The organism is Williamsia sp. (assembly GCF_016462415.1).
GTDB lineage: Bacteria > Actinomycetota > Actinomycetes > Mycobacteriales > Mycobacteriaceae > Williamsia_A.
Genome location: NZ_JAEMTF010000053.1, coordinates 12,747 through 30,990, shown reverse-complemented (window position 1 = coordinate 30,990; position 18,244 = coordinate 12,747). Strand labels below are relative to the sequence as shown.

The 18,244-nt window shown below is 69.3% G+C and carries 13 protein-coding genes and 1 tRNA gene; 4 read left to right on the top strand and 10 right to left on the bottom strand.

Translation table 11 applies throughout. The features are described from left to right. From rho to argS, 6 genes are all read right to left on the bottom strand, one after another. Positions 1 to 1,760: transcription termination factor Rho (rho, locus tag JHC79_RS14090; protein ID WP_296391815.1), on the bottom strand; the 1,760-nt coding region annotated here is incomplete at its 3' end. A 344-nt stretch (positions 1,761 to 2,104) separates the two neighbouring features. Then, positions 2,105 to 3,028 carry a homoserine kinase gene (gene thrB / locus JHC79_RS14085; RefSeq protein ID WP_296391812.1) on the bottom strand — a complete coding sequence of 308 codons (924 nt, stop codon included), beginning with the start codon at positions 3,026 to 3,028 and terminating at the stop codon, positions 2,105 to 2,107. A gap of 7 nt (positions 3,029 to 3,035) precedes the next feature. Further along, positions 3,036 to 4,118 carry a threonine synthase gene (thrC, locus tag JHC79_RS14080; RefSeq protein ID WP_296391810.1) on the bottom strand — a complete coding sequence of 361 codons (1,083 nt, stop codon included), beginning with the start codon at positions 4,116 to 4,118 and terminating at the stop codon, positions 3,036 to 3,038. After that, the gene (locus JHC79_RS14075) at positions 4,111 to 5,421 is read right to left on the bottom strand and encodes a homoserine dehydrogenase (RefSeq protein ID WP_253659298.1); all 1,311 of its coding nucleotides are present in this window, start codon (positions 5,419 to 5,421) and stop codon (positions 4,111 to 4,113) included. The genes thrC and JHC79_RS14075 overlap by 8 nt, the downstream gene beginning before the upstream one ends. Then, on the bottom strand, positions 5,418 to 6,839 hold the full coding sequence (gene lysA / locus JHC79_RS14070; protein WP_296391806.1) for a diaminopimelate decarboxylase: 1,422 nt from the start codon (positions 6,837 to 6,839) through the stop codon (positions 5,418 to 5,420). Before lysA ends, JHC79_RS14075 begins: the two co-directional genes overlap by 4 nt. Continuing rightward, on the bottom strand, positions 6,836 to 8,488 hold the full coding sequence (gene argS, locus JHC79_RS14065; RefSeq protein WP_296391805.1) for an arginine--tRNA ligase: 1,653 nt from the start codon (positions 8,486 to 8,488) through the stop codon (positions 6,836 to 6,838). Before argS ends, lysA begins: the two co-directional genes overlap by 4 nt. Positions 8,489 to 8,630: 142 nt before the next feature. Here argS and JHC79_RS14060 point away from each other — a divergent pair, with 142 nt between their 5' ends. From JHC79_RS14060 to JHC79_RS14045, 4 genes are all read left to right on the top strand, one after another. Then, entirely contained in the window at positions 8,631 to 9,551 is a 921-nt protein-coding gene (locus JHC79_RS14060; RefSeq protein ID WP_296391804.1) for a DUF3105 domain-containing protein, read from the top strand. A 4-nt stretch (positions 9,552 to 9,555) separates the two neighbouring features. Beyond that, positions 9,556 to 10,311: a DUF305 domain-containing protein gene (locus tag JHC79_RS14055; RefSeq protein ID WP_296391803.1), complete on the top strand. Its 756-nt coding sequence runs from the start codon at positions 9,556 to 9,558 to the stop codon at positions 10,309 to 10,311. 185 nt (positions 10,312 to 10,496) lie between these two features. Continuing rightward, positions 10,497 to 11,516, top strand: coding sequence for a fused (3R)-hydroxyacyl-ACP dehydratase subunits HadA/HadB (locus JHC79_RS14050; protein ID WP_296391802.1), 1,020 nt, complete (start codon positions 10,497 to 10,499; stop codon positions 11,514 to 11,516). Between the two features lie 101 nt (positions 11,517 to 11,617). Then, positions 11,618 to 12,487: a cyclopropane mycolic acid synthase family methyltransferase gene (locus JHC79_RS14045; protein ID WP_296391801.1), complete on the top strand. Its 870-nt coding sequence runs from the start codon at positions 11,618 to 11,620 to the stop codon at positions 12,485 to 12,487. Between the two features lie 48 nt (positions 12,488 to 12,535). Here the strand turns inward: JHC79_RS14045 and JHC79_RS14040 are convergent, their stop codons facing one another. The 4 genes from JHC79_RS14040 to JHC79_RS14025 all read right to left on the bottom strand — a co-directional run bounded on the left by JHC79_RS14040 (position 12,536) and on the right by JHC79_RS14025 (position 18,142). Next, complete coding sequence (locus JHC79_RS14040) at positions 12,536 to 13,831, bottom strand: glycosyltransferase (protein WP_296391800.1); 1,296 nt, start codon at positions 13,829 to 13,831, stop codon at positions 12,536 to 12,538. A gap of 22 nt (positions 13,832 to 13,853) precedes the next feature. After that, positions 13,854 to 13,926 (bottom strand) — tRNA-Arg (locus JHC79_RS14035). A gap of 38 nt (positions 13,927 to 13,964) precedes the next feature. Further along, on the bottom strand, positions 13,965 to 16,961 hold the full coding sequence (locus JHC79_RS14030; protein ID WP_296391799.1) for an SMC family ATPase: 2,997 nt from the start codon (positions 16,959 to 16,961) through the stop codon (positions 13,965 to 13,967). Then, positions 16,958 to 18,142 (bottom strand): exonuclease SbcCD subunit D, encoded by a 1,185-nt coding sequence (locus tag JHC79_RS14025; protein ID WP_296391798.1) that lies wholly within the window; start codon positions 18,140 to 18,142, stop codon positions 16,958 to 16,960. The genes JHC79_RS14030 and JHC79_RS14025 overlap by 4 nt, the downstream gene beginning before the upstream one ends. Positions 18,143 to 18,244: the final 102 nt, after the last annotated feature.

The window sequence follows — 18,244 nt, the reverse complement described above, 5'->3', positions numbered from 1 at the left end:
CCGAGGAACCGCTTCGGCGGGTACAGCGCGGTCGAGTCGACACCACCGGACAGGATGCGCCCGGATGCCGGCGACGCGTTGTTGTACGCGCGGCCGAGTCGGGTGATCGAGTCCAACAGCACGACGACGTCCTTGCCGTTCTCCACCAGGCGCTTGGCGCGCTCGATGGCGAGTTCGGAGACCGAGGTGTGGTCCGACGGCGGCCGGTCGAAGGTCGAGGCGATGACCTCACCCTTCACCGAGCGGGTCATGTCGGTGACCTCCTCGGGACGCTCGTCGACCAGGACAACCATCAGGTAGCACTCGGGGTTGTTGATCGAGATCGCGTTCGCGATGTCCTGCAGGATGGTCGTCTTACCCGCCTTCGGGGGCGAGACGATCAGCGCACGCTGCCCCTTGCCGATCGGCATGATCAGGTCGATGACGCGGGTGTCGAGCTGCTCGGGACGGGTTTCGAGGCGCAGACGCTCGTTGGGGTACAGCGGCGTCAGCTTGTTGAACTCCGGGCGGCGGCGAGCGGCCTCCACCTCGGCGCCGTTGACCGAGTCCAGTCGGACCAGCGGGTTGAACTTCTGGCGCTGGCTGCTCTGCTCACCGTCGCGCGGCAGTCGGACCGCACCGGTGAGGGCGTCGCCTCGACGGAGTCCGTTCTTGCGGACGAGGTTCATCGACACGTAGACGTCGTTCGGTCCGGCCAGGTAGCCCGACGTCCGGACGAACGCGTAGTTGTCGAGGACGTCCAGGATGCCGGCGACCGGCTGCAACACGTCGTCGTCGTTGACGCTGACGTCGTTGTTGCCGCCGCCACCGTCCTGCCCGTCGCGGTCACGTCCTCGGCGGCGCTCGCGGAATCGACGACCCCGCCGTCCCCGGCCGTTGCCCTCGCCGTCGGGATCGTCATCGCGGGGACCGTTGTTGCGCGGACCGTTGTCACGGTTCTGCTGATCCCGGTTGTTCTCGCGGTTGCCGTTGCCGTCGCGGTTGTTCTCGCGATTGCCGTTGCGGTTGCCCTGGTTGCCGTCACGGTTGTTCTGGTTGCCGTTGTTCCGGCCACCGTCGCGGTTGTTCTCGCGACCGCCGCCGTCGCTGTTGTCCCCACGGGTACCGGACTCGGAGCGATCCGAGCCGCCCTGGTTACGACCCTGGTCGGACTTCGCCCCGCCGCCGTTCGAGTTGTCCTTGGTGGCGCCGCCGTTGCCGTTGGTGGAGTCGCGACTGCCGTTCTCGCGACCGCCGTTGTCCCGACCGCCGTTGTCCCGGTTCCGGCGTCGGGTGCGCTCGCCGCCCGACTCGTTCGACTCGGTGGTCCGGTCGTTCGCGGGGGCGTCACCTGCAGGTTGGTCGGTGCTCGGGGCATCGACTCGCGACGTGGTCGCGGTGGTCTCGGGCCCGGCGGTCGCCGGCGCCTCGGCCGCGGTGCCGTTTCGGGCGGCGTCGGACGTGGGTGCGGTCGCCCGCTCGACGGTTGCGTCGGCGGCCGGGGCGTCGGCCACGGCGGTGGCGCGCTCCTTGGCGGGACGGGTCGACGGTGCGCCGCCCTGGCGGTCGGCGATGGCGGCGATCAGATCGCCCTTGCGCATGCCCGACGTGCCCTTGATGTTCAGTTCGCCGGCCAGCGCGCGGAGCTCGGTGAGCACCATCGAGCTGAGGCCCCCGCCGCGTGCGGAGCCCGACTTGGCCGGTCGTGAGCTGGGAGTGTCTCCCGCTGACTCGGGCGCCGCGTCGTCGGCAGGCGCTGAGATCAGGTCCGTATCGGTCACGGATTTCCTTTCGTTCCCCCGCAGTTGCGCACCGCGATGGGTCTTGATCATCCCCGTCGAGTCGACGGAGGATGTCGTACCCGCCGGACCGGCGGGCTTCAAGTGGTGTGATCTGCCGTCATCGTGATCCGGCGACGCACGCTCGAACCTCGACCGTTGACCGGACTGTGAGTTCCCCGGCAGGGCCCGTGTGAACGGGTGGGCACCAGGGACATGTGCACCAAACGGTGATCGAGGAGAAGCACGGCCTGGACGACACGTCCACGGCTAGACAACCACATGCTAACCATGATCCGGCGGATCCGGCAACACCCTGCGCCGACGTGTCGTCGGCGCAGCTGATCTCAACGGACGCTGACCGGTCCCGCGATCGTGAGGTTCTGGACCCGGAAGCCCAGGTCGGCGGCCATCACCAGGGACTGCTCGGGCAGAGGCTGGTCGTGCAGTGCCATCACCGACGGCCCGGCACCCGACACGAACGCCGCCACGCCACGTCCGCGCAGTTCGGCGACGACCCGGGTCGTCTCCGGCAGCACGGGAGCGCGGTAGTTCTGGTGCAGCCGATCCGACGTGGCCGCGAGCAGGCAACTCGGATCGACGGTCAGCGCCACCACGGCCAGCGCGCTGCGACTCAGGTTGTGTACCGCGTCGGCCCTCGGGACGGCGTCGGGGAGCAATCCCCTGGTCAGGGCGGTGGAGGACTCGGTTCCGGGCACGAAGCCGGTGACCCGGACAGCGGGGTGGACCTCGAGTCGGCGCGCCTGATAGCGCGGTCGGCCGTCGACCACGTCGGTCCACGACACGATCGCCGAGCCGAGGACACTCGCCGCGGCGTTGTCGGGGTGACCCTCGAACTCACCCGCGAGCTGGATGAGCTCGTCGGCCGAGAAGCCAGCGCGGACACCGCTCTTCGCCATCAGCCCGGACGCCGCGGCGAGACCGGAGACGACGGCTGCGGCCGACGACCCCAGTCCGCGAGAATGCGGGATCGCGTTGGTGCAGACGATGTCGAGGCCCGGCGCGGTGACGCCGCCCGCCTCGAGGCCGCGTAGCAGCGCACGGACGACGAGATGGGTGTCGTCGAGCGGGACCGCCCCCTCCCCCTCGCCGGCGACGACGACGCGGACACCCGACTCGGCGGTGGAGACCCGCAGATCGTCGTAGACGTCGAGGGCGAGTCCGAGACAGTCGAAGCCGGCACCGAGGTTCGCCGACGACGCGGGCACCCGCGTCTCGACGGTGATCCCTTGCGGGAGAGGCGAATACATCGTCGCCTCAGCCGAGGTCGAGAGCGCGGGCGACCGCGCTCGGGTCGACCTCGATCGCCTGCACCGTCGGCATGCCCGCCAGCGCGGTGTCGGGGTCCTTCAAGCCGTTGCCGGTCACCGTGCACACCACGGTCTCACCGGGGCTGATCCACCCGTCGGCACGCGCGGCGAGCAGTCCGGCGACGCTCGCCGCGGAGGCGGGTTCGACGAAGACACCCTCGCGTTGGGCGATCAACCGGTAGGCCTCGAGCAGCTTCTCGTCGGTCGCGGCACGGAACTGCCCGCCCGAGGCGTCCTTGGCCGCCTGGGCCTGATCCCAACTCGCCGGCGAGCCGATGCGGATCGCGGTGGCGATGGTCTCGGGGTTCTTGATGGGCTGACCGGTCACCAACGGGGCGGCACCGGCGGCCTGGACACCGAGCATCCGGGGACGGGAATCGGTGATGCCGTCGGAGTGGTACTCGTCGTACCCCTTCCAGTACGCGGTGATGTTGCCCGCGTTGCCGACCGGGAGTGCGTGCACGTCGGGCGCGCGACCGAGGACGTCGACGATCTCGAAGGCCGCCGTCTTCTGCCCCTCGATACGCGCGGGGTTTACGGAGTTGACCAGCTCGATCTCGGAGAATTCGGCGGTGGCCTTGCGGGCGAGCTCGAGGCAGTCGTCGAAGTTGCCCTGGACCTGGATGATCTTGGCGCCGTGCATGACCGCCTGGGCCAGCTTGCCCAGCGCGATCTTGCCCTCCGGGATCAGCACCGCACACGTGATGCCCGCGCGGGCGGCGTACGCCGCGGCCGAGGCGGAGGTGTTGCCGGTCGACGCACACAGCACCGCGGTCTTGCCCTGGTTGACGGCGTTGCTGACCGCCATCGTCATGCCGCGGTCCTTGAAGGACCCGGTCGGGTTGAGACCCTCGACCTTGAGATACACCTCGCACCCGGTGATCTCCGAGAGGTGCCGGGCCGCGATCAGCGGGGTGCCACCCTCGAGCAGGGTGATCACCTTCCAGTCCGGTTCGACGGGGAGACGGTCCCGGTAGGCCTCGATCAGGCCGGGCCAGGCCGAATGCACCGGGGTGGTCTTGCTAGTCATCGGTTCCCTCCAGTCGAAGAACACTCGACACGCTCAGTACGGAGTCCAGATCCTTCAGTGCGTCAACGGTTTCCGAGAGCGCCGAGTCCGGCGCGCGGTGGGTGACCACGATCAGGCGGGCGTTCTCGTCGGCCCCCTCCTGGCGCACGGTGGCGATGCTGACACTGCGTTTGGAGAACTCGCCGGCCACGGTCGACAAGACACCCGGGCGGTCGGCGACCTTCATCGAGACGTAGTAGCGGGTGTTCACGTCGCCCATCGGCGCGATCGGCAACGAGGCGTAGGTGGACTCGAGCGGCCCACGTCCCCCGTGCACCTTGTTACGGGCGGCCATGACGAGGTCTCCCATGACCGCCGAGGCGGTCGGGGCACCGCCGGCACCCTGCCCGTAGAACATCAGCCGCCCCGCGTTCTCGGCTTCCACGACCACGGCGTTGAACGCCCCGTTCACCGACGCCAGCGGATGGGTGTGCGGGACGAGCGCCGGGTAGACGCGCGCGGAGATCCGTTGCCGCCCACTGGAATCGTTGATCCGCTCGCAGATGGACAACAGCTTGATGGTGCAGTCCAGCGTGGCCGCGGAGACCAGGTCGTCGGACGTGATGGACGAGATGCCCTCGCGGTAGACGTCACTCGCCGTCACCCGAGTGTGGAACGCGATGGAGGCGAGGATGGCCGCCTTGGCCGCGGCGTCGTATCCCTCGACGTCGGCGGTCGGGTCGGCCTCGGCGTACCCGAGACGGCCGGCCTCGGCCAGCACGACGTCGTAGTCGTCGCCGTCGGCGGCCATGGCCGAGAGGATGAAGTTGGTGGTGCCGTTGACGATTCCCGCGACGCGCTGGACGGTGTCACCGGCCAGCGACTGCATGAGCGGGCGCACCACCGGGATGGCACCGGCCACCGAGGCCTCGAAGTACAGATCCACCTTCGCCGAGGCGGCCAGGGTCGCCAGCTCGCCGGTGTAGTCGGCGAGCAGCGCCTTGTTCGCGGTCACGACGGACTTGCCGTGCTCGAGAGCGGTCGCGATCAGGGTGCGGGGCACATCGATGCCGCCGATGAGTTCGACCACGATGTCCACGTCGTCGCGGACCACGAGACTTGCCGGGTCATCGGTCAGCAACGACGTCGCGCAGGCCCGCGCCTTGTCGAGGTTGCGAACCGCGACGCCGCGGATCTCGATGGGCGCGCCCACGCGGGCACGTAGATCGTCGGAGTTCTGGAGCAGGATCCGGACCACCTCGGCCCCGACATTGCCCATCCCCAGTACCGCCACACCGATGGGTCGGCCGGTTCGGTCGCTCATCTCGTCACCTCCAGGCTCACAAGGTCTTCCACGGTCTCACGACGCAGCACCAACCGCGGTGCGCCGTCGCGGACGGCCACCACCGCCGGCCGCGTCGACATGTTGTAACGACTCGACATCGCGTAGCAGTAGGCGCCGGTCGCGGCCACGGCGAGCAGGTCACCGGGGGCCACGTCGGCGGGCAGCCAGCAGTCCTTCACGACGATGTCGCCGCTCTCGCAGTGTTTCCCGACGACCCGGCTGAGCACCGGGTCGGAGTCCGAGGTGCGCGAGACCAGTCGGACGTCGTACTCGGCCTGATAGAGCGACGTCCGGATGTTGTCGCTCATCCCACCGTCGACGGACACGTAGCGACGATGGGTACCACCACCGAGTGCGACGTCCTTCACGGTTCCGACGCGGTAGACGGTGACGGTCCCCGGCCCGGCGATCGCGCGACCGGGCTCGACGGCGAGGATCGGGGTGGGCAGGCCCAGCTGTGCGGATTGGCGCGTGACGATGTCGGCGAGGGTGCTCGCGACCACCTCGATCGGCGGCGGGTCGTCGCTGGGGATGTACGAGATGCCCAGTCCGCCACCGAGATCAAGTACCGAGAGCTGTGAGGTCTTGTCCACCCCGAACTCGGCGACGATGTCGCGGAGCAACCCGAGGACCCGGTGCGCGGCGAGTTCGAAACCGTCGAGGTCGAAGATCTGGGATCCGATGTGGCTGTGCAGACCGACCAGTCGCAGGTTGTCGGTGTCGAAGACCTGCCGGACCGCGTCCATGGCGACACCACCGGACAGGGAGAAACCGAACTTCTGGTCCTCGTGTGCGGTCGAGATGAACTCGTGGGTGTGCGCCTCCACGCCGACGGTGACACGGATGAGCACGTCCTGGACGATTCCGGCGTCACCCGCGGCGGCGTCGAGCCGCTCGATCTCGATGGCGGAGTCGACGACGATGTGTCCGACCCCCGACGTCACCGCGAGAGCCAGCTCGTCGGGCGATTTGTTGTTGCCGTGCAGGGCGATCCGGTGCGGCGGGAAGCCGGCGCGCAACGCGACGGTGAGCTCACCCGCCGAGCACACGTCGAGCGAGAGCCCCTCCTGGTCGACCCAGCGGGCGATCTCGCCGCACAGGAACGCCTTGGACGCGTAGTGGACCCGGCCGGTGGACCCGAACGCGGCGAGCATGTCGGCACACCGCGAACGGAAGTCGTCCTCGTCGATGACGAACAGCGGGGTGCCGTACTCCTGCGCCAACTCGGTCACGGGGGCGCCGGCCAGCGCGACGACACCGTCGGCGGCGCGCGCCGCGTTACGCGGCCAGACCGCGGCCGGAAGGGTGTTCAGTTGCGCTGCACCCGTGGGATTCTCGGATCGACGCGTGGCATTGACGCCCTCGGCGTGGCGGGGGCCTGCGGGGTGGGTCATCACATCCGCTCCGGGGCGCTCACGCCCACGAGGTCGAGTCCGTTGGCGAGGACCTGTCGGGTGGCCGAACACAGCGCCAGCCGCGCCGAGTGCACGGGGCCCGGGGTCTCGTCACCCTGCGGCAGGATCCGACACCGGTCATAGAAACGGTGGTAGGTCCCGGCGAGGGTCTCCAGGTAACGGCAGATCCGGTGCGGTTCGCGCAACTGCGCGGCCGTCGCGACCACGGCGGGGAAGTCACCCAGGGTGCGGATGAGTTCGCCCTCGGCCGGGTCGACGAGTTCGGCGAGGTGCGCCAGGTCGGCGACCACTCCGAGATCGGCGGCGTTCCGGGCGATCGCCGATAGCCGTGCGTGCGCGTATTGCACGTAGTAGACCGGGTTCTCGTTCGACTGTGTGGTCAGCAGGTCGAGATCGATGTCGAGGTTGACGTCCACCGACGAGCGGATCAGCGAGTACCGGGCGCCGTCGACACCGACCGCGTCGACCAGGTCCTCCAGTGTGATGACCGTGCCCGCACGCTTGCTCATCCGGACCGGGACACCGTCGCGGACCAGGTTGACCATCTGGCCGATGAGGACCTCGACGGTGTCGGGGTCGTCACCGAGAGCGGCCGCACCGGTCTTGAGACGCTTGACGTAACCGTGGTGATCGGCCCCGAGCATGTAGATGCACAGGTCGAAGCCGCGACGACGCTTGTCGCGGTAGTAGGCGATGTCGCCGGCGATGTAGGCCGCCTCGCCATCGCTCTTGATGACGACGCGGTCCTTGTCGTCACCGAAGCTCGTCGACCGCAGCCACCAGGCGCCGTCCTTCTCGTACAGGTTGCCGTTGGCCTTCAACTCGGCGATGCATTCGTCGACCAGACCTGAGGAGAACATCGCGTTCTCGTGGGTGAAGACATCGAAGACGGTGCCGAATTCGCTCAGACTCGACTTGATCTGGTCGAACATCAACTCGACGCCGTCGGCCCGGAAGCGTTCGAGGCGTTCGGACTCGGGAAGCGTCGAGATGTCGGGATTCTTGTCGACGACCCGGGCGGCGATCTCGCCGACGTAGGCGCCGGCGTACCCGTCCTCGGGGGTCGCCGCACCGTCGGCCGCAGCCTGCAGCGAGCGGGCGAAGCGGTCGATCTGGGTGCCGTGGTCGTTGAAGTAGTACTCGCGGGTGACCGCGGCACCCTGCGCCGACAGCACGCGACCCAACGCGTCTCCCACTGCCGCCCAGCGGGTTCCACCGAGGTGGATGGGGCCGGTCGGGTTGGCCGAGACGAATTCCAGGTTGATCGAGCGATCGGCGAGGGTCACTCCGCGACCGAACCCGGCGCCGGCGGCGAGGACGTCGGCGACGACCACGTTCTGGGTGGCGGCGGCGAGTCGCAGGTTGACGAAACCGGGGCCGGCGACGTCGGCCGAGGCGATGCCGTCGGTCGTCGCCAGTTCCTCGATCAGCCAGCCCGCGAGGTCACGCGGGGACAGACCGAGCTTCTTGGCCAGCTGCAGTGCGATGTTGGTGGAGTAGTCGCCGTGGTCGGGGTTGCGCGGGCGCTCGACGGCGACCGCGTCCGGGACCACCGACGCATCCAGCCCTCGTCGGGTCAGCACCGTCGTGGTCGCGTCACGCAGCACGGCAGGCAGATCGGCGGGAGTCACGGTTGACCATCCTATTGGCCGCAGGTCGCGACCCGACACCCGCGGTGCGCGCGCACCATCGCGGGTGTCGGGTAGCGCGGCGGGCGGGGGACGGCGACGACGCGCAGTAGACTGTGCGGCGCAACCGCGAAGAAAGGTACTGATGGCCCCCGAGGACCCCCGGCCCGCGCAGAAGCGTCCGGCGAAGAAGCCCGGACGCGGCAAGCGTCCCGCCAAGCCCGGCACAGTTCCCTCGGTCACGGCGGGCGGCCGCAGGCAGGTCCCGTGGATGACCGTCGGTGCCGTCGTGGTGGTGCTCATCATCGTCGGTGCCCTCGCCGCCTACCTCGCGCCGAAGTACATCGATCGCGAAGAGGCCCAGAAATTCGTCCCCAGTGCCTCGAACCCCGATCCGTCCGACGACATCGACGGCGTGACGAAGGTCTTCTACCCCGCCGGACAGCACGTCGCCCCCACACAGCGCGTCGCCTATGACCAGTCGCCGCCGTTCGGTGGACCCCATGACGCGATCTGGGCGACCTGCACCGGGATCGTCTACCCCAACCCGCTGCGGTCGGAGAACGCGGTGCACGCGCTCGAGCACGGGTCGATCTGGATCACCTACAACCCCGAGACCATCGCCTCGGGCGACCTCGACAAGCTCAAGAGCAAGGTCGAGGGACAGCAGTACATCCTGCTCTCGCCGTACCCGGGCCTGAGCAGCCCGATCTCACTGCAGTCCTGGGGCCATCAGCTCAAGCTCGCCTCGGCCGGCGACAAGCGCGTCGACGAGTTCATCACCGCCCTGCGCCGCAACTCGCAGACCAACGTCTACCCGGGCCAGCCGCAGCAGTCCGCGTACCCCGAGGTGGGCGCGACCTGTGACGCACTCGTCGGGCAGGGCTTCGATCCGAGCAATCCGCCGCCCGCCGATCAGGGGCCACTCCCGTCCGACGCGGTGAAGATGAACGGGCAGGGCACGCAGCAGGCGACCAACGAGGCCGGCGTGCCTGCCGCACCGACGACCCCGGGCGCGGCCACCGCACCCGCGGTTCCGGCCCCCACCCCGACCCCGGCGGGCTAGCGACATGTCGACCGACGCCTCCACCGACCGCATGCCCTCCGATGCCCCGGAGCGAATCGACCGACGCTCGTCGCTGCAACGACAACTTCCCGCGCTGCTGGTTCTCGGTGCGGTCGCGCTGCTGCTGGTCGGTGTCGCGATCGGACTGATGATCCGCAGTGGCGGCGGCGGGACCGACCGCCCGGCGGCGGATTCGGCCGCGGTCGGGTTCGCCCAGGACATGTCGACCCACCACGCCCAGGGTGTGGCGATGGCGAAGGTCGCGTTGACGCAGGCCCAGTCACCGGAGGTGCGGGCGCTGGCCTACGACATCCTCACCCAACAGACCAACCAGATCGGTCAGATGCAGTCCTGGCTGAGCCGGTGGGACTATCCGACAGACAACCCGGGCACGGCGATGACCTGGATGTCCGCCGACGGCCACGACCACTCGGGGTCGATGGGCCAGATGACGTCGGCGCAGATGACCGCAGGCAACGGGGTCAGCACCCCGCTCATGCCCGGCATGGCCACCGCGTCGGACATGGCGCGGCTGCAATCGTTGCGGGGCGACGCCGTCGACATCGACTTCCTCCAGCTGATGTTGCGACACCACCGCGGAGGCCTGCCGATGATGGAGTACGCCGTCGACAAGGACCACGTGTCGGAGCCGTACGTCCGCGACCTCGCGCAGCAGATGATCAACATCCAGACCAACGAGGCCGACACCCTCGCGTCGATGCTGGCCGAGCGCGGCGCGGCCCAGCTGCCGATGAACTGACCTTCGGTTCTCCCCGGAAACCGTTGAGGATTGCTAACCGTCGAGTAGGCCACGTCACAAGGTGTGAAAGTATGTCGGGCGTGCAACTCACCCGCACACCGTCGTCCACCGAACTCACCAGCACCTGGGGGTATTTTGAGTCCGTTTCGTCCGCATGAGCCGACGACCTGCGTCGGGGGCGCGTCGTGAAGGCCGCCGACGTCAGCTCCGCCGATCGGGATTGGACGCAGTACTACGAGCCGTCCGATCACTATCAGATCGGCCGTGAGGAGATCCGCGAGTTCGCGCGGTCGATGAAGGACGCGCACCTCGTGCACTGGGACGACGAGTTCGCCGCGAAACGCGGTCACGACTCGCTCGTCGCCCCGCTCACCTTCACGGCCCGCCTCGCGGGCACCGGCCTGAACTGGCTGATGGAGAACGTCCTCACCGAATACGACACCAGCGCGTTCGTGCAGACCGATCAGGTCTTCACCTACCACCGCCCGCTGCACGCCGGGGATCGTCTGCGGCTGATCATGGGCCTGGCGCCGATCCGTCAGAAGGCAGGCGGCGACACCATCACCGTCTCCGGGCTCCTGGTCAACGAGCACGACGAACTGATCCAGACCCTGCAGACCACCGCCGCCGGCCGTCGCGGAGCCCAGACCGAACCGGCGCTCAACGCCGCGCTCACCGACGTGATGATGGGTGATTTCGTCGCTCCGACCACGACATCGTGGAGCGAGATCGAGGGCGAGCCCACATTCACCGACATCGCGTGGGACAAGCCGCTCGACCCGTCCGTCCCGGCCTTCGATGACATCGCGGTCGGCGACGAACTACCTGCGCACACGGTCACGCTGCGCCGCGGCGACCTGGTGAACTACTCGGGCATCTCGGCCGATTACAACCCCATCCACTGGAGTGATCGGGTCGCCGAGATCATCGGACTCGAGACGACCATCGCCCACGGCATGTTGACCATGGGCATGGGATCGGGTTTCGTGACCTCATGGCTCGGCGACCCGGCCGCGATGCGTGACTATCGCGTCCGTTTCACCGGGATCGCCTACGTGGCCGATGACGCCCCGGCCGAGGTCGAATACACTGGCCGGGTCAAATCGCTGGACAGCGAGGCGAAGACGGCGACCATCGCGATCCAGGCGACCTTCCGGGGCAAACGGATATTCGGGCGTGCGGTTGCCACGGTGCAGTTGAGATGAACCGCGCTTTCGAATGATCCGATAACCAGTCAGCACCACAGAGCCACACCCATGACGCACCGGCATCGCCGCCGAGGTGTCCACACCAGAGAGGTTCCGTTTTGACCACCGAAACGCCGTTTTTCGAGGACGTCCAGGCCCACTACGACCTGAGCGATGAATTCTTCGCACTCTTCCTCGACGAGTCCCGCACCTACAGCTGTGCGTACTTCAAGGAAGAGGACTACAGCCTCAACCAGGCCCAGATCGCGAAGATCGATCTGTCGCTGGGCAAGCTCGGTCTCGAGCCGGGTATGACGCTGCTCGACGTCGGCTGCGGTTGGGGCGCCACCGCCCTGCGCGCGATGGAGAAGTACGGCGTGAACGTCATCGGACTCACCCTGAGCAAGAACCAGTACGGTCACGTCAAGAAGCTCGTCGAGGACAAGGCCGCCGAGACCGGCCTGTCCGGTGACATCCGCCTGCAGGGCTGGGAGGAGTTCGACGGAAAGGTCGACCGCATCGTGTCGATCGGCGCCTTCGAGCACTTCCGCTTCGAGCGTCACAAGCAGTTCTTCGACTTCGCCTACAACGCGCTGCCCGACGACGGCAAGATGCTCCTGCACACCATCACCGCGTACGGCCTCTCGCACCATCACGAGACCGGCAACAAGATCGGCAAGGACGACTTCGCGTTCCTGCGCTTCATCGCCACCGAGATCTTCCCCGGCGGTCAGCTCCCGCTGCCCAAGCAGGTGACCGACGGCGCGACGAACGCCGGGTTCACGGTGGAGAAGGTCCAGCCGCTGCAGTTGCACTACGCACGCACCCTCGACGCGTGGAGCAAGGCCCTCGGCGAGAACCGCGACAAGGCGATCGAGCTGTGTGGCCGCGCCAACTACAACACCTACGTCAAGTACTTGAGCGGCTGCGCCGCGTCGTTCCGCAAGGACATGATCGACGTCATGCAGTTCACCTGCGTCAAGGGCTGATCAACACCCGGGGCGCACAGCCCCGACGCACGACCATCGAGTCGGCGTTCACACCGTCACACGGGTGAACGTCGACTCGATTGTTTCTGCGGCCGTCGTGACGGCGTCGGCGGGTGGGATCATCTGCGCCCCGACCTCGTCCGCGCGCCGGACGGTGTCCGGCCGCAACAAGACCTCCACACCCTCGGTGAGCGTCGCCGCGTCGAGCCCGGACAATCGCGTCGACGTGCCGATCCCGAGTCGGGTGACGGCCGCGCCCCAGTGGGCCTGATCGGCCCCGGCCGAGGCGACCATGGTCGGCAACCCGGCCCGGACGGTGGCCGCAGTGGTCCCCGCGCCCCCGTGGTGCACTGCCGCCCGACACCGCGGCAGCACTGTTGCGTGGTTCATCGCGCCGGCGACGAACACCGCGTCGTTGTCGGGGTCCACCCCCTCCGGACGCCCTCGCGACCCGACCAGCGTGCGGATGCCCAGCGTCCGGGCCGTCGCCCCGATCGCGGCGTGCACGGCGTCGGGATCCGACAGCGGCGCGCTGCCGAACGCGACGTACACCGGCGGCGGGCCGTCGTCGAGCCATCTCCACAGCGGGCTGTCGGTGGCGATCTCCTCCCCCACCGCCGACCGTTTGTCGGCGGGCAGGTCCAGGAAGCCGACGAGTGGGCGGTCGGCCCCCCACTCCCGGGCCAGACCGGGGAAGAACACCGGATCGTAGGCCTGTATCTGCACGACGCCGTCGCGCCGCAGGCGATGCGGGAGCCGTTGCTCGGCGGCGGGTAGACCCAGCCGCGCCCGGAACCGGTTCTCCGGTCCCTTGCCGAATGTCCACGTGACGGCATCGGCGGCGCGCCACGAGGCCCGGTTCAGGGCCGCGGGCAGTGTGCGCGACGACGGGATCGCGCCGATCGCCCCGTTCTCCGACATCGCGCAGAACCTCATGGTCGCCATCGGCACCCCGAGGTACTCGGCGAGGGCGTGGATGCGTTCCTGACCCAGCGGCCCGCTGATCAGCCCGTCGACCCCGGTCTCGGCCGCGAGGCCGGCGACCGTGTCGGCGAGATCGGCGTCGAAACGGGCGAAGCCCTCGACGACCTGCTGCTGCGCCAACCGCAGTTTGCGCACCGGGTTCCTCGTGGACATCAGTTCGCGGGATCGGTCGCTGTCCCAGTACGACTCGCTGTCGAGTCCGATGGGCCGTGCGGCGAGCCCCATCGACGCCGCGAATCCCACGTAGTTGGGCGGGACCAGCATGGTGACCGAGTGACCGCGCCGGGTGAGTTCGTGGCCCAGACACACGCCCGGCTGGATATCGCCCCTGCTGCCGTAGAAGGACAGTGCCAACTTCATGTGGCCAGATTAGGTGAAAGGGTGCCCCCGGCAGGATTCGAACCTGCGGCCTTCCGCTCCGGAGGCGGACGCTCTATCCCCTGAGCTACGGGGGCTCGACGGGCGAGAGTCAGACTATCGCACGGCTCGTCGCTCACCCAAACCGCTCGGCGGAGGTGCCGATCATCTGCAACGCCGACCCACCTTCGGAGCGAATCACCCGCAGCTGTGCGGGGATTCGCGCACGCATCTCGTCGACGTGGCTGACCACCCCGACGACCCGTCCGCCGGAGCGCAACTCGTCGAGGACACCCATGACCAGGTCCAGCGCCTCGGGATCCAGCGTGCCGAAACCCTCGTCGATGAAGATCGTGTCGAGGACGCGGCCGCCGGACTCCGCGGAGACCACATCGGCCAGCCCCAACGCGAGCGCAAGCGAGGCGAAGAACGTCTCGCCGCCGGACAGGGTGTTCGCCGGACGGACCGCGCCGGTGTACTCGTCGCGGATCTCGATACCCAACCCGGATCGGCGACCCCGCGACGCGGCGGCGTCGGAATGCGCGAATTCGTAACGCCCCGAAGACATCTGACGGAGCCGGAACGATGCGGCGAGGATGACCTCCTCGAGTCGGGCGGCGAGCACATAGGACCGCAGCGACATCCGCCGCGAGTTCTGACCGCGGCCCGCCACCAGCTCCGCGAGACCCTGCAGTTCGGCGTCGCGCGCCACCGCGGGTGCGAGCACCGACACCGCCGACCAGAAGTCGGCGCACAGGGGCTCGAGCTTCGCCGCGGTCGCGACGGCGCCGGCGTGGCGCGTCGCCGCCGACGTCGCCGCCGCGGTCGCTTCGACCCGCTCCACCTCGAGTCGGTCGAGGTCGGGGACCTCGGTGCCGATGACGCGGGCGACCTCCGGATCGTCGACTGTCGCCTGTGCCGCGGCCCGGATGTCGGAGGCCTGCCGGACCTGCTTCTCGAACCGGGCGACCTCGGACGGTGTGAGCAGAGCGGCCCGGGCGGCGGTGACGGACTCGAAACCGGTCTCGCCCAGCAGGTCGTCGAGACGGGCCGTGCAGTCGCGCACACGATCGTCGGCGGCGGCGCACACCGACCGCGTCTCGCGGACCGCCGCGAGGGCCGCGCACGCGTCGGCGAGCGCTCGACGTCGGGACGCGACGGTGATCGTGCCGTCGGTGGCCGACGCCGTCTCGGCATCGAGCTCGGCGAGTTGTCGACGGAGATGCGCCTCGCGCTCGCGGAGTTCGGCGACGCGGGTCTGTAGCGCGGTGCGGTCGGTTCGCAGACGCTCGGTGTCGGCGTCGAGCGCGGCGATGTTCGCGCGGACCAGCGCCTCGGCATGCGCCTCCTGCGACACGCGGCGGCGTTCGGCGGCGATCCGGTCCACCTCGGCGGTCGCCTCGTCGCAGGTCACCCCACCGGTACGCTCGCGCCACAGCGCGCGGTCGGTCTCGATGGCGGCCAGCGCCCGCTCGGCGCCGGTGCGGTCGGATTCGCAGGCCTTCTCCTCGGCTCGCGCGTCGGCCTCGTCCTGTTCGCGCACGTGCTCGGCCGCGGTCACCGCGGGAGCAGGGTGTTCCGTCGCGCCACACACCGCACACGGATCACCGTCGCGCAGACCGGCCGACAACTCGGCGGCCATCCCGGCGATGCGGCGTTCCCGGAGATCGAGGACACGCTCGCGTGCCAGCTGGTGGCGATCACGGAAGGACGCGACCTGTGTGCGTGCGCGCTCGGCCTCGGCATCGAGGCGCTCGAGTCGGGCGTGCGCGGTCCGGGCCACCTCGGCCGCCTCGGCCTCGGTGCGCAACTGCGGTAGTCGGGCGCTCGCGGCGACGGCTGCGGCGAGCGCCTTCTCGGATTCGGCCCGTCGGCGCGGCGCCGACTCCAGCGCTTCGTCGACGGAGGCGATCTGCTCGGCCGCGTGCGCCCCGGCCGTGGAGGTGTCGTCGATCGCCCGCAGGAGGTCGGGGCGGTCGCGGACCCGTTTCTCCAGTGGCTCGAGGCGTCCGGACTCCGTGGTCCAGCGCTCCATCGCGCCCTCGACTGTCGAGCGGTCGGCCGGCGCGGCCGGCCACGACAGGGCGCGCGCGAGCGCCGCGCCGTCCGCGGTGGCCGCGAGTCGGTCGTGTGCCTGTTCGCGCGCGGACGTCGCGCGTGCACATTCGCGCTGCGCACGGTCGTGTTCGGCGGCCACCGCACGGACCGGCTCCGCACGGCGTGCGGCGTCGATCATGGCCACGGCGGAGGCGATGGTCGCGCGTTCGGCGTCGAGCGCGGCGAGCTGCGCCTGTGCGGTACGACCGCGGCGGTGGAGTTCGTGGGCATGACGCGCGTCGGCGTGCGCACGGTCGGCCGTCCGGGACGCGTCGCGAGTGGTGGTCAGTGACTCGGTCGCGGCGACGACCTCGGCGCGGGCGGAGTCGAGAAGATCCTGCGCCCAGTCGAAATCGGGCTCGACCGGCTGCGGCACGTCGGCGACCACGGCGATCTGGCCCGCGAGACGATCCACCGCCTGGCCCTTGTCCTCGAGTTCGGTACGGCTGGTCCGCGCCCTCTCGCGCAACCACCCCTCGAGGTCGTTGAAGCGCTCGGTCTCGAACAGGCGCTCGAGCAGTCGTTCCCGGTCGTCGGTGGACGCCCGCAGGAAACGTGCGAACTCACCCTGCGGGAGCAACACCACCTGGAAGAACTGGTCTGCACTCATCCCGAGGATGCGGGTGATGACCTCGCCGATCTCCGGCAGCCGGGCGAGGTTCGGGCCCGACCCGTCGACCCAGGTGAGAGTGCCTGCCGCGTTCACCCTGGTCAGCCCGGTGCCGCGCTTCTTGGTCCGGAGGTGTTCGGGGCTGCGGGTCACCCGGAGTCGTCGACCGCCGATCGTGGCCTCGAGCGTGACCGACGGTGTGTCGCCGGGTTTCGCATGATCCGAGAGCAGCCGGCGACCGTCGTCGCGCGCGCCGGGTACCCGGCCGAACAGGGCAAACGCGACGGCGTCGAGAACGGTCGTCTTACCCGCCCCGGTCTGACCGTGCAGCAGGAACAGGCCGTCGACGCCGAGGGCGTCGAAATCGACCTCGGCGTCGGCCGCGAACGGCCCGAACGCGTGCATCTGCAGGGAGTGCAGCTTCACGCCGTGAGCTCGGATTCGACGTCGAACAGCATCAACTCGGTGGGTCCGGACTCGGCGTCGCCGCCGACCGCCCGAACAGCAGAGTCGAGCAGCAGCAGTTCGCGCGCGCTCGGTTCACTGCGGACGTCGGTGACGAAGGACGCCACGATCTCGCTGTCGGATCGGCCCCGTACGCGGTCCCGGTAGTCGATCCCCGACTCGACCCGGGGGCTCTGCCACTCGACGTGCACGGCGAGGGGAAACCGTTCCCGCAGTGTCCGCATCGCGTCGGTCGGTCGGACGGCGTCGGTGAGGATGGCCTCGACGTAATGATCTTCGGCACCGGCGTGGTCGGGGGCGGTGACCAGCTCGGACAGGGTGCCGGTCAACCGGCTGAGCCCCCGCACCAGCGGGAGCGACACCGGGCGGACCTCCGACACCCCGGCCGCGTCGAGGTCGATGATCCAGACGCCCTTGTCGTGGGTGCGTTCGCCGAAGGAGTACGGCAACGGCGATCCGCTGTACCGCACCGTGTCGGTGACGGTCTGCGGAGAGTGGAGATGCCCTAGCGCGACGTAGTCGGCACCCGAGAACGTGCTCGCCGCAACGGTTTCGACCCCACCGACCGAGATCGATCGCTCCGACCCGGTCGCGACGGCACCCACCACGAAGGCGTGCGCGAGCACGACCGAGCGGCGCGGCGCGACGGCCAGGTGTTCGCGGACCCGCCCCATCGCGGCGTCGAGCACCTCGGAATGGCTGCGGGCCTGCGGGACGCCGAGGGCCGCCCGCGTCACGTCCGGTTCGAGATAGGGGATGCCGTAGAACGCGACCTCGCCGTGCTCGTCGGCGATGACCACCGGATCGGCGATGCCCGCCACCGAGGTCCGCAGATGCAACCCGCCCGCCGCGGCGAAGCCCGAACCGGCGCCGAGGCGTGTCGGCGAGTCGTGATTGCCCGACGTCACCACGATCTGGGCACCGGCGGCGCGGATCGCCTCCAGCACGGCGTCATACACCGTCACCGCGTCCGCGCTGGGCACCGAACGGTCGTAGACATCGCCCGCCACCGCCACCACATCGATCGACTCCGCCGCGACGAGATCGGCCAGACCGATCAGCGAGCGCCGCTGATCGTCCAGCAGGTCCACGCCGTGGAAGGTCCGACCGATGTGCCAGTCGGAGGTGTGCAGGATGCGCATGAGAGAACCGTACGACCGGCCCCCGACAGAGTCGGGACCCGACGGCGGCGTGCCGCGGGCGGCCTGATCACATCCACCTCGACATCCACGCGATGAACGATC

Excerpts from the sequence above, each read along its gene's own strand:
- JHC79_RS14060 (WP_296391804.1), top strand. The coding sequence starts at position 8,631 with ATGGCCCCCGAGGACCCCCGGCCCGCGCAGAAGCGTCCGGCGAAGAAG.
- thrC (WP_296391810.1), bottom strand. The coding sequence starts at position 4,118 with ATGACTAGCAAGACCACCCCGGTGCATTCGGCCTGGCCCGGCCTGATC.
- JHC79_RS14055 (WP_296391803.1), top strand. The coding sequence starts at position 9,556 with ATGTCGACCGACGCCTCCACCGACCGCATGCCCTCCGATGCCCCGGAG.
- JHC79_RS14075 (WP_253659298.1), bottom strand. The coding sequence starts at position 5,421 with ATGAGCGACCGAACCGGCCGACCCATCGGTGTGGCGGTACTGGGGATG.
- JHC79_RS14040 (WP_296391800.1), bottom strand. The coding sequence starts at position 13,831 with ATGAAGTTGGCACTGTCCTTCTACGGCAGCAGGGGCGATATCCAGCCG.
- thrB (WP_296391812.1), bottom strand. The coding sequence starts at position 3,028 with ATGTATTCGCCTCTCCCGCAAGGGATCACCGTCGAGACGCGGGTGCCC.
- JHC79_RS14025 (WP_296391798.1), bottom strand. The coding sequence starts at position 18,142 with ATGCGCATCCTGCACACCTCCGACTGGCACATCGGTCGGACCTTCCAC.